This window comes from Streptococcus sp. SG2 (genome assembly GCF_030439925.1).
Classification (GTDB): Bacteria; Bacillota; Bacilli; order Lactobacillales; family Streptococcaceae; genus Streptococcus; species Streptococcus gordonii.
Genome location: NZ_JAQFJD010000001.1, coordinates 554551 through 578073 on the forward strand (window position 1 = coordinate 554551; position 23523 = coordinate 578073).

General features: G+C 40.9%; 18 protein-coding genes. 2 read left to right on the plus strand and 16 right to left on the minus strand.

Going from position 1 to position 23523, the window contains the following annotated elements; translation table 11 throughout:
- Window positions 1-44: 44 nt before the first annotated feature.
- The 9 genes from PCY09_RS02705 to udk all read right to left on the minus strand — a co-directional run bounded on the left by PCY09_RS02705 (window position 45) and on the right by udk (window position 7175).
- The gene (locus PCY09_RS02705) at window positions 45-677 is read right to left on the minus strand and encodes a copper homeostasis protein CutC (protein WP_061601814.1); all 633 of its coding nucleotides are present in this window, start codon (window positions 675-677) and stop codon (window positions 45-47) included.
- 80 nt (window positions 678-757) lie between these two features.
- Window positions 758-1624, minus strand: coding sequence for a GNAT family N-acetyltransferase (locus PCY09_RS02710; RefSeq protein ID WP_061601815.1), 867 nt, complete (start codon window positions 1622-1624; stop codon window positions 758-760).
- Window positions 1625-1635: 11 nt separating this feature from the next.
- Window positions 1636-2250 (minus strand): hypothetical protein, encoded by a 615-nt coding sequence (locus PCY09_RS02715; RefSeq protein WP_046165714.1) that lies wholly within the window; start codon window positions 2248-2250, stop codon window positions 1636-1638.
- A gap of 185 nt (window positions 2251-2435) precedes the next feature.
- On the minus strand, window positions 2436-3347 hold the full coding sequence (gene whiA, locus PCY09_RS02720) for a DNA-binding protein WhiA (RefSeq protein WP_046165715.1): 912 nt from the start codon (window positions 3345-3347) through the stop codon (window positions 2436-2438).
- A complete protein-coding gene (locus PCY09_RS02725; protein ID WP_008808851.1) occupies window positions 3344-4318 on the minus strand; it encodes a YvcK family protein in 975 nt (324 codons plus the stop codon). Before PCY09_RS02725 ends, whiA begins: the two co-directional genes overlap by 4 nt.
- Complete coding sequence (rapZ, locus tag PCY09_RS02730) at window positions 4315-5205, minus strand: RNase adapter RapZ (RefSeq protein WP_046165717.1); 891 nt, start codon at window positions 5203-5205, stop codon at window positions 4315-4317. Before rapZ ends, PCY09_RS02725 begins: the two co-directional genes overlap by 4 nt.
- Window positions 5206-5229: 24 nt before the next feature.
- Window positions 5230-5610, minus strand: a complete 381-nt coding sequence (locus tag PCY09_RS02735) for a RidA family protein (RefSeq protein WP_008808853.1) — start codon at window positions 5608-5610, stop codon at window positions 5230-5232.
- Window positions 5611-5829: 219 nt separating this feature from the next.
- Entirely contained in the window at window positions 5830-6501 is a 672-nt protein-coding gene (locus PCY09_RS02740; RefSeq protein ID WP_125396995.1) for a YoaK family protein, read from the minus strand.
- A 41-nt stretch (window positions 6502-6542) separates the two neighbouring features.
- Complete coding sequence (gene udk, locus PCY09_RS02745; RefSeq protein WP_060553717.1) at window positions 6543-7175, minus strand: uridine kinase; 633 nt, start codon at window positions 7173-7175, stop codon at window positions 6543-6545.
- 102 nt (window positions 7176-7277) lie between these two features.
- On the opposite strand from udk, the gene PCY09_RS02750 reads away from it, so the two are divergent.
- Complete coding sequence (locus PCY09_RS02750) at window positions 7278-8258, plus strand: Gfo/Idh/MocA family protein (protein ID WP_125396994.1); 981 nt, start codon at window positions 7278-7280, stop codon at window positions 8256-8258.
- Entirely contained in the window at window positions 8248-9339 is a 1092-nt protein-coding gene (locus PCY09_RS02755; protein ID WP_185760617.1) for a DEAD/DEAH box helicase, read from the plus strand. Before PCY09_RS02750 ends, PCY09_RS02755 begins: the two co-directional genes overlap by 11 nt.
- A gap of 93 nt (window positions 9340-9432) precedes the next feature.
- Here the strand turns inward: PCY09_RS02755 and PCY09_RS02760 are convergent, their stop codons facing one another.
- The 7 genes from PCY09_RS02760 to PCY09_RS02790 all read right to left on the minus strand — a co-directional run bounded on the left by PCY09_RS02760 (window position 9433) and on the right by PCY09_RS02790 (window position 23407).
- Window positions 9433-10830, minus strand: coding sequence for a polysaccharide deacetylase family protein (locus tag PCY09_RS02760; protein WP_125396992.1), 1398 nt, complete (start codon window positions 10828-10830; stop codon window positions 9433-9435).
- 163 nt (window positions 10831-10993) lie between these two features.
- Window positions 10994-11848 (minus strand): alpha/beta fold hydrolase, encoded by an 855-nt coding sequence (locus PCY09_RS02765; RefSeq protein WP_227250336.1) that lies wholly within the window; start codon window positions 11846-11848, stop codon window positions 10994-10996.
- Between the two features lie 106 nt (window positions 11849-11954).
- Window positions 11955-12992, minus strand: coding sequence for a M42 family metallopeptidase (locus PCY09_RS02770; RefSeq protein WP_125396991.1), 1038 nt, complete (start codon window positions 12990-12992; stop codon window positions 11955-11957).
- 87 nt (window positions 12993-13079) lie between these two features.
- On the minus strand, window positions 13080-14225 hold the full coding sequence (locus PCY09_RS02775) for an FtsX-like permease family protein (protein WP_082307690.1): 1146 nt from the start codon (window positions 14223-14225) through the stop codon (window positions 13080-13082).
- Between the two features lie 3 nt (window positions 14226-14228).
- Window positions 14229-14909: an ABC transporter ATP-binding protein gene (locus PCY09_RS02780; RefSeq protein WP_125375804.1), complete on the minus strand. Its 681-nt coding sequence runs from the start codon at window positions 14907-14909 to the stop codon at window positions 14229-14231.
- On the minus strand, window positions 14902-15483 hold the full coding sequence (locus PCY09_RS02785) for a TetR-like C-terminal domain-containing protein (protein WP_082307691.1): 582 nt from the start codon (window positions 15481-15483) through the stop codon (window positions 14902-14904). Before PCY09_RS02785 ends, PCY09_RS02780 begins: the two co-directional genes overlap by 8 nt.
- A gap of 130 nt (window positions 15484-15613) precedes the next feature.
- Window positions 15614-23407, minus strand: coding sequence for an SIALI-17 repeat-containing surface protein (locus tag PCY09_RS02790; RefSeq protein WP_125367023.1), 7794 nt, complete (start codon window positions 23405-23407; stop codon window positions 15614-15616).
- Window positions 23408-23523 lie beyond the last annotated feature (116 nt).

Sequence of the window (23523 nt, forward strand, 5' to 3'; positions counted from 1 at the left end):
GTCTATAAAAAGGAAAGGGAGCCACAGCTCCTCTCCTTATCCTCCTAAAATACTACCTTGGTTCCATGTAGCTGATCCAGACCTAACTCAGCAACGATTTCATCGCGATTTTGAGTCGTAATACCACCGCCAGGCAGGATTTGAATTCGCTTGTCTGCATAGGCCACCAACTCTTTTAGCCAAGCAAAGTGTTCTTGAATCGTCTCTGTAGCTGGACCTCCATGAGTCAGAATGCGCTTAACACCATGCTCAGCCAACCAATCCAAGTCCTCGAATTGCTTATCTCTTGGAATAGAATCAAAAGCCATGTGAAAGACTACTTCTAAACCTTGTGACACAGCTAGCAAAGACTCAAGATTCTCTGTGTCTAGTTCATTCTCCCTTGTCAGTAGGCCATATACGACACCCTGACTTCCAGCTTCACGCGCCTTTTTAATATCTTCGATCATGATTGCTACTTCAAGGTCAGTATATACAAAATCACCACCTCTAGGACGAATCATGGTCATTATAGTGGTATCATAAGACTTAGCCAAGTCCACTGCAGCACGAATGACTCCATAACTTGGCGTGGTTCCTCCGACACTTAAATTGTCACAGAGTTCAACACGTCGAGCTCCTGCTTGCATTGCTTTTTCAAGCAAGGTTACATTTTCAGCACAAAATTCGTATAGCATCCGCTACTCCTTTAATTTATTATGATATTATTCTAATTCTTTCTTGTTTATTATATCACAACTTGTGAAAAAAAGACGAATTAGCTGTCTATCCCATTCATACTTTCAAAGGTCTTTTTACACCAGTCAAGCCATTCTGTTTGGTAGGCTTCCTCAGATAAGATACGGTCCTTCAAGTCAGCTATTGACAAGATCTTCTTTTCCTTACAGAGTCTAATACAATTGGAATAAAATTTTAAATTTATGTCGTCTCTGTCAAAATATATCGGTATTTCTGACCATCCTCTAAGATATGCAGTGAAAGCTCTGCTATGACCATCTGTCAGGAACCATTTGCCCTCCAATCTTTTTACTGGCAAAGGATTTAATTCTTCTTGGTCAAACCATGTCACAATTTCTTCTAGCTTCCTTTTTGAAAGGAAAAATTGGCTGGGCTGGATATCAGTTAGAGGTAAAAGTAAATCTAAAACATAACGGTGTCCCAGATCCGTCTCTTCATAAGGATAAAAACCGAATGAAGTAAATAGCTTTTTAGACGAGAGATTAAAATCATAAATGTCCTGAACCCATAACTGACGATAGGACAGAGATCGAGCCCTCTCAATCAATGCTGCAATAACCTCTCGTCCAAGACCAATAGATCGATAAGCCTCCACTCCAATAACAATAGGTAAGTCATTCTCTGAAAATGTCACATCACCAATTGGCAACCAGGAACCATCCTGCTTAACTTCAATGAAATATAGTTCTCCTCGCTGACTAAGGACCTCATACATCTTCTTGATCTTTTCTAGTGAATAGCTTTCTTTTTTGCCGTCAATTAAATAGACAAGCTCTGGATCCTGATACCAAGAAAAGGCCACTTGATAGTGGCCATCATAAGCTCGCAAACGCAAGTTGCTATTAATTTGAATAAAATCAGGTTGAGCTGAATTTACTATAAGCATATTCTCTACTCCTACTGACCCAGCAAACCTGACACATTCATTGTCAGCTTAACCTTAGCAGTATTATCCTGTATGTTAAGTCCTGTAATTTTAAACTGAGACTCTGGTAGAGAAACCAATATTGTTTCTTGTTCCATGGCTAGATTGCTGGACTGGTCTTTCAATCTATTTTGTAAAATCGAAGCTACAATAGCTTTTGGTACTGGTAGATTTCCTAGACGAGAGCTAGCAAGATCAAATCGTAGGGTATGATTTTCGTAGGCCGCGTAGAATCGCAAATCAAGTTTGCTGTCAATCCCAAGGATTTTTATCGGGAGTTGCAATCTTAATTTATCCCCTTCAATGCTGTACGCACTCTCCAATAATTCTTGACTCTGATTATCAGTCAAAAATGGTTTCAGTAACTGATTCAATTGTTTGCTGTTAATCGTAATCTCTGTACTTAGACCATTTGTTCCTACGGTTGCATTCTGAAGTCCAGATTCAACCATACTAGACAAACTAATTGTGCTTTCTACATTCTTTAGCTGATCAGAGGATTGAATTGAGGAAGGTACCAAAATCAGGATCAGGCCAAATAATAAGACAAGAAGACCAACTACAGTACGTTTGATTATTTTTTTCATTTTTATTCCTTTTTGTAACAAGTCAGAAGTCTGATTCTGCCTGCTCTAAAATCATAATAGATCTATTTTACACTAATTTCCTATTACTTTTGTGACAAAAAGATGACATTCCTATGCGGTAACATGACAAAGCCGAGTTTTCCCTTGATAAAAAAGAAAACTAGAGCCGTTTCTAGTTTTCTTGGTTATAAATCATCTGCAATCTTATTAATTTTCCGAAGGCGGTGATTCACGCCACTTTTGGTCAGAGGTTTACTAAGGCTATCAGCCAACTGCTGGATAGAGTAATCAGGATGATTAACTCTCAGATGTGCTACCTCTTGTAAATCAATTGGCAGACTCTCCAAACCACTCGTCTCCATAATCTTGACAATATTATTGATAGTCTTCATACTGGCTGTCACAGTTCGAGCTATATTGGCAGTCTCTGCATTATTAGCCCTATTGAGGTCATTTCTAGTCTCCCGAAGGATTTTCACAGCTTCAAACTCAGCCATGGCCTCCATTGCTCCAACAACAATCAGAAAATCCATGATATCTTCTGCTCGTTGCAAATAAGTAACTGCTCCTTTTTTTCGTTCGATGGTTTTTGCATCTAGTAAGAAACGTTGCATCAAACTGGCAAGTCCTTGAGCATGGTCCAAATAGACAGAAACAATTTCTAGTTGATATTTACCAGATTCCGGATCTCTCATACTGCCATTTGATAAGAAAGCACCTCTAAGATAGGCTCTACTTGCTTCATCATCTGATAGAATTAAAGGATCAATTCCCTCTTGGATTCCAAAGAAAGCATCCGCCAGGTGCAAGTCTGACAAGATATCTTCAACTTTTTCATCTAAAAAAACCGTATAAACACGATTTTTTCGTAAATTAGTTTTCTGGTGATGACGAATATCAGATTTCACCTGATAAAAGCTCAACAGCAACTCATAAATATGACGAGCAATTTTCGCATTCTCAGTAGTAATGGATAGAGTTAATCCTTGACTTGCAATTCCTAAACTACCAGACATCTTCATGATAGCAGCCAATTCACTCTTACTCTTGGTATCTAGTCCCAATAGTTCTTCTTTTACCTTTACCGTAAAGCTCATTTTCGCACCTGAATGTTCTTCATCAATTCTTCCACAACTAAATTACCATCGTGGAAGGCTCCACCATTTTCCAAACGTAAAAAATTAGAAGAAATAACACGGGGAACCTGTTCTTGAAGTCCCTTAAAGTCATGCTCAACTTGCACCAAATACTCATCAAATTTATTACAATTCATATAATCTTTTGGAACATTTTCAATATTCACCAGCACTGTATCAATAAATTTTTGTCCCAAATGACGATGCAAAACTTCCACATGATTGGCATCCGTGAAGTGTTCAGTTTCCCCTCTTTGGGTCATAATATTACAGACATAAGCCACCTGAGCCTTGGTTTCAAGTAGAGCTTGGCCAATCTCTTCAATCACCAAATTTGGCAAAATAGAGGTAAAAAGAGATCCAGGACCAAGTACGACCATATCGCTGTCCAAAATGGTCTGAACAACCTTACGACTGGCTTGGGGCTTTTCATCATCATAAGTATTAGTCACATAGACATGGTCGATCATGCCTTTATAATCGGCAATCCGACTCTCACCTGCCACTTCAACACCATCAGTAAAAACAGCATGAAGGGTTAATGGACTATCGCTGGATGGATAGATTTTTCCCGTTGTATGGAAAAACTTAGTCAGAATTTGCATGGCATTATAGGTTGAGCCCTGCATTTCAGAAATACCAGCAATAATTAAATTTCCTAAAGGATGCCCCGCTAAAGGTCCATCTTGGTCAGCAAAGCGATACTGAAAGACTCGCTCATAAAACTTTGGCATATCAGACAAAGCAACAAGTACATTTCGTAAATCGCCTGGAGGAGTCAGCTGGGTATTTTTTCTTAACTCACCTGAACTCCCCCCATCATCAGCAACCGTTACGATAGCAGAAATATCTACATCCCTTTTTCGTAAACTATCAAGGATAACGGAAATCCCGGTTCCACCACCAATAACAGCTATTTTGGGCTTTCTCATGAGCGATTTACCGTTTCCTTTCTACGGTCTTTGTCACGATGACTACAGTTGACAGGCCAATTTTTAGCTAAATCGTCTGCCAAACGTTGAGCAAAAGCAACACTTCTATGCTGCCCCCCCGTACAACCAACTGCAATTGTCAAGACTGACTTCCCTTCTTTCTTGTAACCAGGTAAAATCGGTTCAATTAAATTCAGAAGATGTTGATAAAATTCGGATGACTCCTCGTGGTTCATGACATAGTCAAAGACTGGTTTATCCAATCCTGTTTGATTACGTAGTTCTGGCTGATAGTATGGGTTTGGTAAAAAACGAACATCAAAAACCAGATCCGCATCCAAAGGAAGGCCATACTTAAATCCAAAACTCATGACCTCAACACGAAAGGATTGTAGTTGAGACTGGTCAGAAAACTGTTCTGAAATAGTCTTTCGCAATTCACGAGGAGTTAAATCTGTCGTATCAACAACATTTTGACTGAGATTCTTAAGAGGAGCCAACAATTCCCGCTCCAACTTAATTCCGTCTAAAATCCGACCGTCTGCTGCCAATGGATGGCTTCGTCGTGTCTCCTTGTAACGAGCTACTAATTCTTTATCAGCCGCATCTAGAAAGAGAATTTTAAAATCAATTTCTAAATTGTTTTCCACCTGATCTAAAACGTTCTGAATTTCAGCAAAAAATGAACGGCTACGCATATCCACGACAAGAGCTAGTTTGTCAATATCATTAGTTGTTTCTAATAATTGCAGGAACTTGGGTACAAGTGTTGGCGGGATATTATCAATGGTAAAGTAGCCCAAATCTTCGAATGACTGAATGGCTACTGTCTTTCCTGCACCGCTCATTCCCGTAACAATGACTAGTTTCATCTCTTTCTCTGGCATATTCTCTCCCCTCCAGCTAGAGCTTTAATCTAGCTCAGCAATGACTTCAATTTCAATTTTAACATCACGAGGTAAGCGCGCTACTTCTACAGCAGATCGAGCAGGATAGGCGCTTGAAAAGGCTGTTTGATAAACAGCGTTAAAAGCCGCGAAATCATTGATATCACTCAGAAAACAAGTTGCTTTCACGACATGATCAAAATCAGTTCCAGCTTCTGTTAGAATAGCCTTGATATTTGAAAGAACTTGCTCAGTCTGTTCCTCAATCGTGCTACCGACAATCTCACCAGTTTCTGGTGACAAAGGGATCTGGCCACTTGCAAACAAAAGATTGCCAGCTACTCGTCCTTGAACATAGGGACCAATAGCTTTAGGTGCTTTATTTGTATTAATTATCTTAGACATTTTCATTCCTCCTTATTTCCTTATTATTATATCATAAAGAGACTCTCCTAGCTGAATCCTTCTATAAAAGCAGTTAAAAGTCAGGATATTTTTCTAACTCTTTAAAAATCACTTGGGCATAAATTGTGAAATACATGATGTCTACCCTACTTAACCAAATTAAGAAACAAAAAAACCGAGATAAGCTGATCTCAGTTTATATTTAATGCTATATACTTGTTATCTTCTACGCAGATATTGAGTTAATCTAAAGATTAGAAAGGCTGATAAAATCAAACTTACTAACCAAATCGTCTTCAAGTACCAGAATTGGATGAGATAAGTAGATGCGATGGCTCCCGTTACAAAACTAGCTAAAAGAGCCACAAAAAACAAGCCTTCTTCTAAGTAAGGTATTTTCTTGGTTCGAACGTAAGTCCCAAAAGCAACCATGGTCTTCTTAAGATTACCTGTCATAAAGGAATTATTATAGGCAATGCCATCTACTTCTCCAAAAGCCGTCGCTACCAAACCCATACAAAAACCAAGAGGAGGCACAATGTAGATATTGGCGAAGTTGCCTGGCAAAAATCCAATTATAGAAGATACTAGAATTAGTGGCACAATGCTAGAAAGTCGCCACCAGGATTTCTCGAAAAGATTTTGAAAAACCGTCATTAGAAAGATCCCTAGCATAAATGCTAACATCGTAGCCAGTTTTACTTCAATTTCTCTTGTTTCATGATTAATCAATTCAACTGAAAGGAAAACAACATTTCCTGTTTGCCCAGCTACTAAGGTCCCTCCCCTTTCAATGAAGGTATAGGCATCCACAAACCCTGCGCAAAACGTTAACAAGCAGGCGAAAAATTTAGATCGGGAATGAAATTCTCTTTTCACAATATTTCTCATTTTATTTAAAAAGTCTAGCTCTTTACTAGACTTCCTCCTCATTAATTTCTAGCTTCTTTTAAGATTTTTTCAATCTTAGTTGTGATCAGATCAATGGCAACTGTATTTGAAGCTCCTTCAGGAATGATGACATCAGCATAACGCTTAGTCGGCTCAATAAACTGATGATACATGGGTTTCACTACACCCAAATATTGTTCAATAACGCTATCCAGACTGCGACCACGTTCTTCCATATCCCGCTTGATCCGGCGAATGATTCGAACATCATCATCAGTATCGACAAAAATTTTGATATCCATCAAGTCACGCAAGCGCTGATCTTCAAGTACCAAGATCCCTTCTACGATAAATACATCTTTAGGTTCCTGGCGATAGGTTTTGCTACTACGAGTATGCTCCGTATAATCATAGGTGGGGATATCTACTGGACGGCCAGCCAAAAGCTCCTTGATTTGTTCAATCATTAGATCTGTATCGAAGGCAAAAGGATGGTCATAGTTTGTCTTAATCCTTTCCTCAAAAGTCAAATGGGACTGGTCTTTATAGTAAGAATCATGCTCAATCATAGCAATCTTTTCATTTGGGAAATTAGATAAAATTGCTCTGGAGACACTGGTTTTACCACCACCTGATCCACCGGTCACTCCAATAATAATAGGTCTGTTTTGCATTTCTTGCTCCAATATTTTTAATCTTATCTATTTTACACCAAATCATGGTATAATGAAAGGGCTAATCAGTAAAAAATAGAGAGATTTTTAAAGGAGGGAAGCATGTTAAAATTAGGTATTATTGGTACAGGACAGATTTCCCATGAGTTTATCAAGGCTGCTAAACTCAGTGGCCATTATGAGTTACAGGCTGTATATTCGCGGAGCTTAACTTCTGCTCAAGCCTTTGCCCAAGATTATCAAAATGTAGAACTTTTTAGTGATTTTACAGATTTTTTAAAAAGTTCGCTCGATGTAGTCTATATTGCCAGTCCAAATTCCCTACACTTTGAGCATGCTAAACAAGTTATTTTAGCAGGCAAACACGCGATTATTGAAAAACCAGCTGTGTCGCTACCGGAAGAATGGAAGGAACTGGTTGCTCTTTCTAAGCAAGAAGAAGTTTATATTTTTGAAGCTGCTCGTAATTATCATGAAGAAGCCTTCTCTACTATTCAAGGCTTCCTCAAGGACAAGACTGTCTGGGGAGCACACTTCACCTATGCCAAATATTCTTCTAAGATGCAGGCACTACTTTCAGGTAAAGAGCCTAATGTCTTTTCTGCTAAGTTTTCTGGTGGAGCTTTGATGGACCTAGGTGTCTATCCCGTCTACGCTGCTATTAGGCTCTTTGGTTCCCCTCAATCTGCCCGATACAGTGCTCAACAATTACCTAATACCATTGACTTAAATGGAGTGGGAGCTTTGATATACCCCGATTTCCAAGTCGGGATTCAGGCTGGAAAAAATATCAATAGCAATCTACCCGCAGAAATCTACACGGATCAGGGAACTCTGACTTTAGACAGTATTGAATTTATCAGTTCTGCTATTTTCCAAGGACTAGATGGACAAGAAACCCTTCTTCCCATTCAGCAAGCTTCTCATACCATGCAGGAGGAAGCTAAAGCCTTTGCAACAGTATTACTAAGAAAAGATCGAACAGCTTATGAGGAATGGCTAAAAGCAGCATCTGCCGTTCACCAAACATTGTGGACCATGCGTAAGGATGCTGGCATTAGATTTGAGGTTGATTATGATTAAAATACATTTTCCTAACTCTTGGCAAGACAAGTTAGAAGACTTAGGATTTTCAGATCTTACAAGTATACAGGAAGATATATTTGAGCCAATTTCATCAGGAAAATCTGTTTTAGGGATCAGTCCAACGGGAACTGGCAAAACTCTAGCCTACCTCTTTCCCAGTCTACTTAAGATAACGCCAAAAAAAGCTCAACAGCTCTTGATTTTAGCTCCTAATACTGAGTTGGCTGGACAAATCTTTGAAGTTTGCAAAAGCTGGGCAGACTCACTTGGTTTGAACGCTCAGCTATTCATTTCTGGATCCAGTCAAAAACGCCAGATTGAACGTCTAAAAAAAGGACCTGAAATTATCATTGGCACTCCCGGTCGAATTTTTGAGTTGGTCAAGCTAAAAAAAATTAAGATGATGAATATTGATACAATCGTCTTAGATGAATTTGACCAACTGCTCAGTGATTCTCAGTATCATTTTGTTGATAAAATCGTTCGCTATGCACCTCGTGATCATCAGTTGATTTACATGAGCGCCACAGCTAAGTTCGACCACGATAAGATTGCTAAAGACACCCTAAAAATCAGCATTGATAATCAAGTCTTGGACAATATCCAGCATTTTTACATGCAAGTCGAAAAACGTGATAAAGTGGAGTTGCTTCGCAAATTATCCAATGTTGAAGATTTCCGTGGGTTGGTTTTCTTCAACGCTCTGTCAGACCTGGGCAGTGCCGAAGAAAAACTCCAGTATCGAGAAGCCAATGCTGTTTCACTTGCCAGCGATATCAATGTTAAGTTCCGCAAGGTTATTCTAGATAAGTTCAAAGAACACCAGATTACTCTCTTGCTGGCCACTGACTTGGTTGCTCGTGGCATTGATATTGACTCCCTAGAATGCGTCGTCAACTATGAACTTCCGCGCGATTTAGAAACCTATACCCATCGTTCTGGCCGAACCGGCCGTATGGGCAAAGAAGGCAATGTCATCACTCTCATCAGCCATCCAGAAGAGCTGAAGACATTAAAAAAATACGCTTCTGTTCGCGAAATTGTACTAAAAAATCAAGAACTTTATGTAACGAGTTAAGCTAAAAAAGCTTTGGAAATCTAATGTTTCCAAAGCTTTTTGCTTTTACTCATTACCAACAATGATTTCAAAAATCTAACCCCAAGAACTGTCTTAGTCTCTACCATAATAGATACGATGTGGCTCTAACTGACCCTCTAGCAACTCATCGACTGTCACTAGAGTATAGCCATTATTTTGCAGATACTGGATGACACTCGGAAGGGCATTAATACTGGTCTGATGTATATCATGCATGAGAATGATAGAGCCTGGTTGGGTCTTGGCAACCTCCTGCATAATGGCTTTAGTATTCCGTGTCTTCCAATCTAGACTATCCACATTCCACATGATGAAGGATTGGTCAATCGCATTTTGAATCGTAGAATTAATAGCTCCATAAGGTGGTCGCGTAATCGTTGGCTTAATCCCTACAACGTTATATATAGCCGTCTGAGTATCAAAAATTTCTTTCTTGACTGTTTCCATAGGAAGTTTGGTTAAAACTGGATGATCCCATGTATGTATTCCAATTTGATGACCTTCATTTTTTACTCTCTTGACAATGTCTGGATTGCTTACTACATTTTGACCTAGCATAAAGAAAGTAGCCTTAACACCATATTTCTTTAGGATATCCAACGCTTGTGGTGTTGTTTTAGCATCCGGTCCATCATCAAAAGTCAGAGCAACCATTTTTTCATGTCTTTTAGATTCATAGTTCTGATATGCTTCCAAGTCTGCTCCTTTAAGAAAAGAAGGGTTGATTTGATTATAAAGGCTGGATAAAGGGACATCTATACTAGTCAAGCCTTGAATTTCCCTAGGTAAGCTAATAGAAAAATGACTATTCTCATACCGGAAATTCCACTGGCTTAAGTCGCTTGCTGACATACTGTTAAGAACTTCTGTCTGAGCCGCTTCATCTATCTGTCTAAAAGTAAGTTGGCTAGAGATTTCACTTAAGAGGACTTCTTTTGCAACTTCTGCATCCTGAAAAACCTTGTCTAAGGTGAAACGATTACCATCTGAACCGAGATAGCTCCATGCAATTTGACGGGTTTCCGCAGGATTAATTTTCCTGTTTTTTGCTTGATAATCTTTTCGATGGACCAAAACTTCTTTTACATCAGTTAGACTGGTATCTTTTTCTTCTGAATAATAGAAGGTCAATTGATCAATCTTCCTATCTTTTTTCTGGCCATTCTTGATGGTTTGACTATCAGCATCCATCATTTCTTTGACGATTGAATTGACTTGACCATCACGCAATGGATAGAAGCTTTCAATATAGTGACTACCCTCTTGTCTACTCTTCTTCTCAGTATTTGAAGCGTAATTTTTCTCTTCCTTGGAAATTAAGGCTTCAATCTTCTCCTGGTACTCCTTATCTTGAAAATATGAGTAAATTCTCTTGACTCCAAAAAAGAGGGCAAGAACCACTGTAAAACTAAGCAAGCTAAAGAAAAGCAGTTTCTTTATATTAATTCTTTTTTTATTATGTTTTCTCATACACCTATCCTATCTCTGTATCTCATTCCTAGTGTGTCTTATTTATTATAACCCATCAAGCTGCAAATTTATATTAAATTTTTTAAAAAATAAATATTAGAAGAACAGCAGGTTATTTAACCTGCTGTTTTTTATTAGATCTCCTAGATATCCTTTCCAAAACTTACTTCAAAAATTTTCTTATTTCCTTAACAAGCTCATCAGGAATATAACTATGAATATAGTGCGGAACATCAAAACTCTTTAGCTGAACATTTTTATGATCTTTAGCAAAGTCTTTCGACATATCTTGCCAGTCCTTTCTAGCAAAACCTGTCCCTTGACCATTGGATACAAATAGTAAATAAGGAATGGCAGGGACTTTGTCTTGCTTTACAAGTTTTGCATTACTTTTAACTTCTTCTGCTTCCTTCATTATGGAATTAGATATGGGACGCCGATAGAATAAAGCTTTATAAATTGACTTTTCCTTTGGATTCAAAGAACCATTAGACAGGGAACGGATCTCTTTATCGGGAGAATAAAACCAGCGACTTAGACCTAAGTTAGCAGCCAGTTGCAAAGTCTTGTATAGAAGCTGATTGGGTCTATAATTATCGTATGCTTGAGGAAAGGACATATCTAAACCAATAATCGCTTCAACTTCCTTAGGGTAAGAAGCAGACCAATGTAAGGCTTCAAGTCCCGACATAGAATGTGGAAGGAGAACATAAGGTCCTTTAACATCAACCTTCTGTAAAGCTTTCCTTGTTTGGCTTAGAATAGTATCCAAATCACGATCTTTAGACCAGTCAGCGCTAAAGCCATACCCAAACTTCTCTACCACAACTACCCGATAGTCCTTTACAAGTTTGGAATACAGGGATTTGAAATCAAGAATAGGTGAACTTGTCCCACTACCAGAAAGAAAGACCAGTGTTTTCGGTCCATTTCCAGCCACATAGACATTCATTTGCTTTCCGTCTACCTCTACTCGCTGACCGATACTAGAGGTGAGGAACTTTTTTTCTTTGTTCAAACTGTATTGATGGTATAAAAACACAAGAACTAGAATAAACAGAAGTAAGCATGAAAGATATTTAAGAAGCTTTAGCATAGTTTTCAGCATAGGACTCCACTTTAGTCTATTTTACTAACTCGCTTTTCAAATAAGCATCGACCATACGCTCTGTCGCAACAACCGAATCAATATGCGTCCGCTCATAAGAGTGGCTGGATTCGATGCCGGCACCTAGCAGAGCATGCTTAACTTCTGCTCCTGCACTCATAGCTGCAGAGGCGTCTGATCCGTAAAATGGATAGATGTCCAGTTTGTAAGGAATGTCTTGCTCCTTAGCCAAATTTACCAAATGTTGGCGGAAGCCATAGTGATAAGGCCCTGAAGCATCCTTGACACAGATGGAAACAGTATACTCATCTGTCTGCTGGTCGTCACCCATAGCGCCCATATCAACAGCCAGATACTCTACCGCTTGCTCAGGAAGGCTGGAATTAGCCCCGTGACCAACTTCCTCAAAGACACTGAAAGCAAAATGAGTCGTCACTGGTAGCTGGATATTTTCCTCTTTGTAGACACGCAAAAGATTGAGCAAAATAGCTACGCTGACCTTATCATCCAGAAAGCGAGACTTGATAAAGCCTGACTCAGTAACTGTGGTACGAGGGTCAAAGGAAATAAAATCACCGACTTCGATTCCTAAATCGCGAGTTTCTTTCTCATTAGTCACCTTTTCATCCAAACGGACTTCCATATTGTCCTGGGTACGTTCAACCGTCCCAGCATCCTTGTAGACATGACAAGAAGTCTGGTGAACCAAAATAGTCCCACTTATAGTCTTGCCACTGCTGGCCACATGAACTAGACAGTTTTCGCCTTCAATCATGTTCCAAGGGAAACCTCCAATCCGATCCAGTTTAAGACGACCGTCTGACTTGACTGCACGCACAATAGCCCCCAGTGTATCCACATGGGCAGTCACTACCCGATGCTGGGCATCATTTTCACCCTTAACCACAACATGGACGCCACCTTTATTAGTCCGGATAGGCTCATAGCCCAATCCTTCCAAAGTTTTTACCAGATAGTCAGCCACCTCGGCTGTGAAGCCTGTTGGGGAAGGAATCGCCGTTAATTCTTGTAAATATTGAACAGTTTGATTCATTTTAATCTCCTCATATTTTTTTATCATTATAGCACAAAAATAGCTTTTACAGATGGGTTTATCAATGTAAAAGCTAGATTATTTATATTATTCAGCTAGCATGACTTCTTTTAAGGTCAAGCCTTCAATAGTTTTGACATAGTAGGCAAGTAAAAGTTCATATAAGATCACAAAGGCTAAGAAGGCGATTAAGCAAAGCTGAACATCAAATGCGTAGTCGGGGACCCCCTTAGCATCTTTCACAATAACTTTAAGGAGTAACTTCATAAGACCATACTGATATACCGTCCCTAAGACAAAACCAAGGTAAGCAACCACTCGATAACGAGCAAAAATAACGAGACTACATTCTTTTTTGCTATAGCCAAAGGCTTTCATGAGAGCCAGACTGGCTTTGTTTTCTTGGACGACAGTACCTAGACAAAGCAGCAAAATCGAAAGTGACAGAAGAATGCCTATTCCCATCATCATGACTTGAATGGTACCATCTATAAAGTCTTTCATGCCTAAGGAAAGCTGCATCATAGCTGCAAAAGAAAATGCTGCAAAGACAACAAAGAAAATCAATAATTTCCTTTTATAAAAATGAACAGCCCCCAACTCTTTCAAAAAAGGTTTATTTGCTTTAGTTTTATGGTGCTTTTGCTTTACTTGTGCCAACTCAAATCTCTTCAGCAAATAAAGGCTCGGCTGCTTCAATTTAATCAAAGCATAGCCAATTCCTAATAATGCAAATAGAAGAGTCGGTAAGATGACCATCGCAAGAAATAATTGCCAATGAAAATGAATTTCAATAGTGGGCAAGAAACCTTTTTGATTGCGCAAATCATAAAAGTCCTTCATAAAGAAGAATGATGAAGCAAACCCAAGCAAGGCTCCTAGAAAAACTGAACAACTAAAAATCCAGAAATGCTTGGCTAATTCAACATTTTGGTAGCCAAGAGCTTTGAGAATCCCTAACTCTTCCTTATGATCATCAATAAACTGCTTGATATAAAAGAATAAGAGAAGAACAGCTAGGAGAGAAAGCACTCCTCCACTAACCAAGGAGACGAATTTAGCAATGAGAACTTGAGCATCGTAATAAGCCTTGGCTGGTAAAGATAATTTCTCAACCTCAATAGATTGAAGATCAAGGTAAAAATTGATAAATAAAGTCGAGACCAAAACTGCACAAAAACTGATAATGGAGACAACAGATAATTTCCGTAAATCTTTGCTACTAACTACCATAATCTACCACCCAATCTCTTCTACTCTCTTTGGCTCTTCATTGACCGTAATGTCCTGAATTTGCCCGCTATTCACCCTCACCACAGTATTTGCCAGCTGGGCTATATGCTCATTATGAGTAACCATTACTAGGGTAAATCCAAGCTCTTTTTTCATTTGAGCAATGTAGGATAGAATCTGGCGGCCTGTCGCCTCATCGAGAGCTCCTGTCGGCTCATCAAGGAAAAGTACCTTTGGCTTCTTAGCCAAGGCTCTGGCAATCGCTACGCGCTGTTGCTCACCGCCGGATAATTCACTGGGATATTGATGGATTTTTTCTTTTAAACCCATTTCTTCAATAATTGGGAGGTAATCTTGATTCTTTGCAAGATGGGCTCCCATTTTAACATTCTGCACTACCGTCAACTCTTGTAATAAATAATATTGCTGGAATATAAAAGCGACCTGATTCTTACGGAACTTAGTCAGTTGACTTTCACTTAAAGACGCAATATTTTCCCCATCATATAATACTTCACCCTGATCAGGTTTTTCCAAGCCTGAAAGAATGTTTAGCAAAGTCGACTTACCCGATCCAGAAGCTCCCAAAATCACTAAATAATCTTGCTCTTCTATCCGTAAATCGATACCTTTTAAAACCTCATTGGCTCCGTAGGACTTTCTTACTCCCTTTAGTTCAATCATGATTCCCTCCTAATAATTCCTTTATAAGCGCTGTGAAAACTTGTGTCAGCATGGTAGTTAGTTCTGCGGGTGAAAAGCGATAGATTCCTGCAGCAGTCATACTGGCAATTCCATGTGAATAAATAAATAGATGTTGATAAAGTTGCTCTGATAGCTGTCTTGAAAGCCCATATTCCTCTTGAATAGACAGAATCATATTTTCATAACTGTAATCTTTGATTGGTAAAAACTCAGAAAACTGATGAATAGCACGTTCGGACTCATTCATAAAGATCAATTGAAAAAGCTGGGGCTCCTCTGCTGCAAATCGGATATAAGCGATCCCAACAGCCCGAAAGGCTTTTTCTTCCTGCAAGGCAATTTCAACTTGTCTGACAAAGATCCTCTCGGCAGCAACGACGATAGCCTTGCTCAACTCATCCATATTATCGAAAAGACCAAAAATGACCTTAGGTGAAGACTTCAATCTAGCAGCAACAGCTCGTGCCGTGACAGCCGACTTCCCCTCTTCTCGAACAAGATCTAGACAAGCTTCAATGATTTCTTCTTTGGTGAATTTATTTTTTGGAGGCATTGATATCCCTTTCTGATACATTTGTTGCGCAACAATTGTTTCTTTTAAAATATTTAACCATATCCTAACTCAAAAATCAAGAAAAATATAAAAAATACTAGCTAAGTTTCCTTAGCTAGTATTAAAATGATTACTTATTAAAGATTGACTGTCTGAAGTCGTCTGTCTCACGAAGATAAGCGTTGTAAATCTTCTTCTTGAGCAGGTTGACCCAGCTAGCTTCGACACGACTAGTAGCATTGGTAATGTTGCGCACATCCTCTGCTACGGCTGCGTCCATTAGCTTCTGCATCTCTTCATAAGAACGAATGGTTACTTTCTTGGTACTGCTTGGATTTTTTAGCTCGTACTCAATGGTGATTGGTTTGAGCTTGGTCAGCTGATCAATCCGCTCTTGGTACATAGCCTTCTTGAAGGATGCCCAAGAGTCGTATTCACCCTTGAATACATTTTCCAAGACTTTCTGGTCAGTTACGAGACCAACATCTCTTCCGGACCATCCGTCCCAAGTTTTCTTGCCTTCATCAAAGGCTTCCTTAGAGTACTTACCAGAAACATAAGGGACAAATCCTTCATGGTAGCCCTTAGCCGCTAGCAACTCATAGGCTGTGCGACGGAACATGACATCACCCGGCGCTCCATTTGGATTGCTCAAGGCTGAGTAAATTGGTGAGAAGAGGCTGAGACTGAGGTAGCCATTTCGGCCATATTTCCCACTATCCTTGTTCTCCCGACGAGTGATCACATCATTTTCAATCAGAGAGTTAAAGGTCTTCAACTGTTTGATTTCTTCAGCAGTAAAGCTTCGCGTCTGGTTACCAGCATGAGTCTCCTTACCATACTTATCTGTAATATAGTAATTCTCCATCTTCCTGAACCACTGAAGTTTAGCATCATCGCTCTGCTTCAGCATAGATCTACCTTCTAGGTAATCTAGCGTGTAGATCATGTCAAACATACCATGGACATAGTGCTGCAGGTCTTCTGCATTTTGAACGCGTTCCTTGAAGTTATATGTGTGTAGACGCGTCTTAGAGTCTTTGTCAACCTTGAAGAGGGTATTGAGAGTAATGGTAGCTTCATCTGCACTTGGAGTGGACTGCAAGAGTCCACGAGCATAGAGTTCCGCACCCAAGCCCTCACGACGACCATAACCTTCAAAGTAGATACCACCGTCAGAATTATGGGTCATCTCATGCGTATAGACAGAGTTCCCATAGTCTTCTAACAAGCGAGCAGCATCAAAGTGGGTTACACTTCCTGTAGCATAGGCATTGTAGCCCTTGCTTGGGTACCACTTACCAGCTGGTCCGAAGAACTCCTGCATAGCCAGTGATTTTTTGTCATTAGCTGGAGCCCAATATCTTTTACCATCCTTGTCAACCAATGAGAATCCATCGTAAACCAGAACAGAACGGAAGAGCTTGTCCTTGCTTTCATCGCTTAGAATCTTATACCAGAAATCATAGTGATCTCGCTGGTATTCAGCTGTTTTTCTCACTCGGTCTTCGACATATTCAGCTAGCTCTGCATCTGTCCGAACTCTGCCATTGGCATCAAGGCGGTAGCGATCATAAGCTCCCATAGAGAGGGTAGATATATTGGAGATAGCATAGACACCTTTCTCCGTCATGGTCAAGAGTGGCAGAAGCATGCCCTTGTGTTCCCAATTATCTGCAGTAATCTTGTCATAAACGCCAACAGAATACTTGCTCTTGCCCTCGGCTGCATCCTGAAGATGTCTAGCTTCTGCAACATCCGACTTGGCCTCAACGATGTAGGCTTTTGTATTGGTCTTGAGCCATTCATTATTGGTTTTGTATGGAAGGAAGAGCTGACGATAGCCTTCAAGATAATTGAAGAGCCCTCGTTTACCAGTTGCTTCAGAGAGCGAGGTATCATAAGCCATATAGTTGTTCTTGGCTTTAAGATTATTAAAGCCAGACTGACCTAGTGAAATAATGGTATCCAACGTTGAAGCATTATGATTTCCAAAGAAGTCAAACTTATAGGCTGACAAATCCTTGACATTGATATTGTCATAGTTGATATTATACCAGCGGTTGAGATAGGTCAGACCCAGCAGGAAGGCTTCCTTATTGGCTGTAATCTTCTGGGCTACATAGTCAGCCACGACATTGCCTTCAGTATTGATGGACTTGTCCATAGCCAGAACCTTGCGCAACTCTTCTGACAGCTTAGTCTTGACTTGGTCAAAGGCGGTATCCAGATAGAGATCATCCAGAGAAGTATCAGCATTCACGCCTAAAACAGTTCGCATAGTTGGTGAGTCAAGGTCAACCTTGTTCAACTCTGGTAGCACTTGATTAAGAATCCTGCTATAGTCTGATAGGAATGCTTCTGGTGTATAAAGAAGGCCCAAGCCATTTACACTGTACTCAGCAATTGCCTTATATTTGAAATCTCCCTTATAGGTCAGATCCAGGTATTCAACCGTATTATCCTCAAAGTGCAGCATCAGACGGTTAATTCCGGTCTTATTGCTATTGATATCAGTGATAATCTGGTCACCCTTCATCGGAACAACATCCAGCAAGTACTCCGTATTGAGCTTGTGATTATCTGGAAGTTTATTTCCATAAGTAACGATAGTTTCCTTATTGTAGAATGGAAGGAGCTTTTCCATGTTAGCATAAGCTATCAGACGATCTTCTCGGGCATTCTTTTCCTGGGTGTAGTCGACAGAATAAAGGTTAAGATTCGTGTCTTCTAGCGTGGTCGTAATGTCTAGGTCAGCCAGCTTTTCTTCTGCCTCGTTCAGAGTCAGTGTTGAAGTGACAAACTTGTCATTTTCCAGCGTTTTATTTCCTTCAACGGCATAAGCATCTGTGATACGGTTATTCTCATATCCCTGATCGCCAGAAATACTGTAAACATTTGTACCGCTGACATTGCTGATGACATTATCGATCAAGCCATTGAAGTAATTGGAGCCAACCACGCCACCAATCTGACCGTTCTTAGTAGAGTTTTGAATCTTTCCAGCTACATAAGAACGGCTGATGCGGGCATTGTTTTCTAAACGGCCAACCAGACCGCCGAAGCGTTGGTTGTTGGCTCTAGCGCCTGCTAGAATAGTCACATCTGCCCTGCTTTGGCTAATCAAGGAGTTTCCTCCCTTAAGATTGGCAACCAAACCACCGACATTGTATTCCTTGCCCTGCTTATCATTTGACACGATAGTTCCAGTAAAGGAGCTATTGGTAATTTGGGTATTTGTCGCACTCACAACTAGTCCCGCTACATTAGAAGCGTTGCCTACTACCGATACTCTACCTTGGACAGAGAGGTCTGTGATTTGAGCATTTTCAGCACTACGAGCTAGTGCAGCTGAGTCATAGGTACCTACAATATTGACCTCTTTCAAGTCCAGATTAGAAATAGAGGAACCACTCTTGAGATTTTCAAATAACGGCTTGGCCAGATTATAAATAGCGTACTGCTTGCCATTATGGTTACCAGTCAGACTGCCTGTGAAGTTTCCTTTGAGGTAGACATAATCCGCAGGAGCTAGGTTAACCTCGCTCGCATCCAAATCAGCACCCAGAACATAGTTGCCAGCCATATTTTGCTTCATAGCGTCTACCAAACCAGCAAAGCTAGTGTAGACATTTTGCTGACTAGGAACAGCTGCCTTACTGATATAGAAGTCATAGCCAGACTTATAGCCTGTCTCACCTTCTTGTACCAGCTCAGGCAGAGAGACGGTCACCTTATAGACATCCCTGCCATCCTTCTGACTTTCCGCTATGCTGTGAACCGGCAGGAGCATTTCCTTAGATTCACTTGATTTGACTTTGACAAAGTAGGTAGACAGATCCGTAGGCATAGAGCTCATGGATACGACGCGCTTAAACTGGTCGTTTTCTTTGCTGTAAAACTCGGCAGAATCAATATCTCGGAAGGCAATCTTCTTGTATTCTAGCTCAAAGTTACGACTGTCTGTTTCAAACTCAGTGAAGCTGCCATTATCCAGTTCATAAGTCAGCTTGGTTTTCAGAGTATAGCCTGTGTAGTAGTCTAAGTCGCCAATCTTCAGACTTCCTGCGAAATTGGTAATCGGAAGAGTGCGGACAAGCTGATCTCCCTGATACAATTCAGCAGTCGCTGAACGGAAGGACTGGGTCTGGTCTTCTAATCTATATTGGACTGTAACCGACTTGTCATCTGCATTTTCTGTCAAACTTAGAATAGAAACTGTCGGCTTAACTTTAGGCACTCCATTTAGAGCTTCTTTGGCTGCTGTCAGGCTAGCAAATGCTTGATTGACCTGCACTTGAGTGGCAGTTTGATTGTTCAGAACACTTTCTGCCTTGGACAATTCGTCAGTATAAGCTGTCTGCTTATCTGAATCCGCATTCTTATATTTAACAGAAGTTTTAACAGTTGGATTTAAATCGTACTCGTTTTGAAGAGCCGTTTTGACAACCTCAAGACCGCTTAACTGAGCTTTAGCTTGGTTGATTTGTTCCACCAGTTGGTTAACTTCTGCTTGGCTGGCTTGGGATTGGCTCAGAATAGCTTGACCTGCCATCAAGGCAGTATCGTAGTTAGCTTGATGACTCTGACTATCGTTAAAATAACGTGCCTGAGCTTTAATCTGATCCGCTTCTGCTAATAGATTATGCAGTGAAATTAAATCGAACTCCTCTAAAGCTTCTGCTTTCGGTGCATCGTTCGGTACCATGTTCGGCTTAGCCGTGCCGACTTTGACGATTTGCGTTACTGGAGCCAAGGTTTCCTCGTTAGACAACTCTTGGCGGTCGATTTCCCGACCGTTAGAACTGTAGATACGAGTCTTAATCGTCCGTTCTCCTTGGACACCCGGAGTTGCGATTTGACGAGCATCTCGAACCAATTCATCAGTATATTGCTCCTCGGTGTTGAACGCAACCTTCTCAACGCGAATTTCGTCAGTATAAGTCAACGGATACTCTGGTAAAGCTTCTGATTTCGGTGCATCGTTCGGTACCATACTTGGCTTAGCTGTTCCTACTTTGACGACTTGTGTTACAGGAGCTAAGGTTTCTTCATTCGAAAGTTCTTGGCGGTCAACCACTTGACCATTAGAACTGTAGACTCGGGTCTTGATTGTACGCTCGCCCTGGACACCCGGAGTTGTGATTTGACGAGCATCACGAACCAATTCATCCGTTTCTTCTTCACGAATGGTGAAATTGATTTTTTCAACTCTAGTTTCGTCTGTGTAAGTCAGTGGATATTCTGGCAAAGTGTCTGCTTTCGGCGCATCGTTTGGTACCATGCTCGGCTTAGCTGTACCGACCTTGACGATCTGTGTTACGGGAGCTAGGGTTTCCTCGTTAGACAACTCTTGGCGATCAACCTCTTGACCGTTGGAACTGTAGACGCGGGTCTTGATGGTCCGTTCGCCTTGAACTCCCGGAGTTGCGATTTGACGAGCATCGCGAACCAATTCATCGGTATATTGCTCCTCGATGTTGAAGGCTATTTTCTCTACGCGGGTTTCATCTGTATATGTCAGTGGATACTCTGGCAAAGCGTCTGCTTTCGGAGCTTCACTTGGTACCATGGTTGGCTTAGCTGTGCCAACTTTGACGACTTGCGTTACTGGAGCCAATGTTTCCTCGTTAGAAAGCTCTTGACGGTCGATCACTTGGCCATTAGAACTGTAGACTCGAGTCTTAATCGTACGCTCACCTTGGACTCCTGGAGTCGCAATTTGACGAGCATCTCGAACCAATTCATCCGTTTCTTCTTCACGAATGCTAAAGCTGATTTTCTCAACCCGAGTTTCGTCGGTGTAAGTTAGTGGATACTCTGGAAGAGCGTCTGCTTTCGGCGCATCGTTCGGTACCATGCTTGGCTTAGCTGTACCAACCTTGACAACTTGCGTTACGGGAGCCAAGGTTTCTTCATTCGATAGCTCTTGACGATCAACCACTTGACCATGGGAACTGTAGACTCGAGTCTTGATGGTCCGTTCGCCTTGCACTCCTGGAGTCACGATTTGACGAGCATCTCGAACAAGTTCATCGGTATATTGCTCCTCAATAGAAAAATCAATCTTTTCTATTCTAACCTCGTCATTTGTAGTCAATTCCAACTCAGAGTTCTCATAAACAGGAGCTGTATCAGGACTTGTGCCATAAGTCGTCAATTCTGGAACTTCTTGCACTGGTGCTGTTTCGGGGGTTGTACCATAATTGGTCAATTCTGGAACTTCTTGCACCGGTGCTGTTTCAGGGGCTGTACCATAGTTGGTCAACTCTGGAACTTCTTGCACCGGTGCTGTTTCGGGGGTTGTACCGTAGTTGGTCAACTCAGGAACTTCGTGGACTGGGGCTATTTCGGGGGTTGTACCATAATTGGTCAACTCGGGAACTTCATGCACTGGTGCTGTATCTGGTGCTGTGCCATATTCCGTCAGTTCTGGAGTCTCGTGAATTGGAGCTGTCTCGGGACTGGTGCCATATTCTGTCAGTTCAGGAACTTCATGCACTGGTGCTGTTTCAGGAGTTGTACCGTAGTTGGTCAACTCAGGAACTTCATGCACTGGTGCTGTTTCAGGAGTTGTACCGTAGTTGGTCAACTCAGGAACTTCTTGGACAGGTGCTGTCTCAGGACTGGTTCCATATTCTGTCAGTTCAGGAACTTCATGCACTGGAGCTGTATCAGGACTTGTACCATAATTGGTCAGCTCAGGAACTTCATGCACTGGTGCTGTTTCAGGGGTTGTACCATAGTTGGTTAGCTCCGGAACTTCTTGAACCGGTGCGGTATCTGGTGCAGTTCCATAAGTCGTCAATTCTGGAACTTCCTGAACTGGCGCTTCTTTTGGAACAGATTTGACTGCGGCAGTTCCTACCAACACAATTTCCGAAACAGGCTCTGTAGTTACCTGGTCTGAAATCACTTCGCTTTTTACAATTTCTTTACCTGCAATATAATTGCGAGTGACAACAGTACGTGTACCAGCGACACCTGCGCGAATGACCTGAGATTGCCCTTCTGCGAGCTCATTTGAATATTGGTACTCAGTTTGATAAGGCAGGACTTGGGTTTGGGTGCTGTCTTGGCTCTTGAGTTGCAATTCAGGTAATTCAGTAACTGGAAAACGTCGAGCAGATTCGTGCTCTTTAATAGCAATGGCTTTTTCTTGCTCTGTCGGTTTCTCTGTTTCAGTAGATACTGGCTTATTGGGAGCACTTGTATTCTCAGAAAAACTCACAGATTTGCCCGCCTGCTTATTGACTTCAACAGCTGACAAGTCCTTTTGTGCCATAGGAAGCTGATGATTTCCTGCTGCGTTCTCCTTGACCTGTTCACCGCTTTTCAGATATCCTACATATTCAAAACCGGTTATCTCTAAAGGCTCAGGCAGCTTATCTCCTACTGACAAATTCAGCCTTTGATTGTAAGCTGCTAATTCAATATTGGTCACTGCAAACACAGAAGGAGCTAAGAGAATAGAGCCTAGACCCGTCACCAGCAAAATAGAAGACAGGTATCGCTTACCATTTCTACCTCGTGCAATTACTAAGACTGCTAAAGTCAGCCCAGCGACTGCAAAAGTTGCTTCCCACAGACTTGAGTATCCCGTCCTCGGCAGATTATTCTCCAAAAGCCCCTGATTTTTTGGACGATATACTAAATAATAAGCGTCAGAGTTTTCTTCTACAAATTTTGGAAGCTCCTTAACGACCGCATTCTTTTCAGCCTCAGTCAGTTCAGACTCTACTACGTAGTGATATTGAACAGGAATAGTTTGCCTAGCTGATACTTCTGCAGCCTCAATCGTAATTACATTTCCTGCTATCGCTGTACTAAAAAAGAAGCTTCCGATAGTAGCGGAAACCAATCCTACTGATAACTTTCTTAAAGAATAGCGCTGGAACCTCTCACCAGTGATTCTTTTTTCCATAATAATTCCCTTTTCATAATATAATAATCTCTTAAAATTTTACTGAAATTTTTTCAAAAAGACAATTTCTTTGCTCAAAAATATATCTTCAAATACTGAAATTTACTTCTTTTTCA

Excerpts from the sequence above, each read along its gene's own strand:
- PCY09_RS02775 (WP_082307690.1), bottom strand. The coding sequence starts at position 14,225 with ATGGTAGTTAGTAGCAAAGATTTACGGAAATTATCTGTTGTCTCCATT.
- PCY09_RS02735 (WP_008808853.1), bottom strand. The coding sequence starts at position 5,610 with ATGTCTAAGATAATTAATACAAATAAAGCACCTAAAGCTATTGGTCCC.
- PCY09_RS02770 (WP_125396991.1), bottom strand. The coding sequence starts at position 12,992 with ATGAATCAAACTGTTCAATATTTACAAGAATTAACGGCGATTCCTTCC.
- PCY09_RS02790 (WP_125367023.1), bottom strand. The coding sequence starts at position 23,407 with ATGGAAAAAAGAATCACTGGTGAGAGGTTCCAGCGCTATTCTTTAAGA.
- PCY09_RS02785 (WP_082307691.1), bottom strand. The coding sequence starts at position 15,483 with ATGCCTCCAAAAAATAAATTCACCAAAGAAGAAATCATTGAAGCTTGT.
- udk (WP_060553717.1), bottom strand. The coding sequence starts at position 7,175 with ATGCAAAACAGACCTATTATTATTGGAGTGACCGGTGGATCAGGTGGT.
- PCY09_RS02715 (WP_046165714.1), bottom strand. The coding sequence starts at position 2,250 with ATGAAAAAAATAATCAAACGTACTGTAGTTGGTCTTCTTGTCTTATTA.
- PCY09_RS02705 (WP_061601814.1), bottom strand. The coding sequence starts at position 677 with ATGCTATACGAATTTTGTGCTGAAAATGTAACCTTGCTTGAAAAAGCA.
- whiA (WP_046165715.1), bottom strand. The coding sequence starts at position 3,347 with ATGAGCTTTACGGTAAAGGTAAAAGAAGAACTATTGGGACTAGATACC.
- PCY09_RS02740 (WP_125396995.1), bottom strand. The coding sequence starts at position 6,501 with ATGAGAAATATTGTGAAAAGAGAATTTCATTCCCGATCTAAATTTTTC.
- PCY09_RS02780 (WP_125375804.1), bottom strand. The coding sequence starts at position 14,909 with ATGATTGAACTAAAGGGAGTAAGAAAGTCCTACGGAGCCAATGAGGTT.
- PCY09_RS02725 (WP_008808851.1), bottom strand. The coding sequence starts at position 4,318 with ATGAGAAAGCCCAAAATAGCTGTTATTGGTGGTGGAACCGGGATTTCC.
- rapZ (WP_046165717.1), bottom strand. The coding sequence starts at position 5,205 with ATGCCAGAGAAAGAGATGAAACTAGTCATTGTTACGGGAATGAGCGGT.
- PCY09_RS02760 (WP_125396992.1), bottom strand. The coding sequence starts at position 10,830 with ATGAGAAAACATAATAAAAAAAGAATTAATATAAAGAAACTGCTTTTC.
- PCY09_RS02750 (WP_125396994.1), top strand. The coding sequence starts at position 7,278 with ATGTTAAAATTAGGTATTATTGGTACAGGACAGATTTCCCATGAGTTT.
- PCY09_RS02710 (WP_061601815.1), bottom strand. The coding sequence starts at position 1,624 with ATGCTTATAGTAAATTCAGCTCAACCTGATTTTATTCAAATTAATAGC.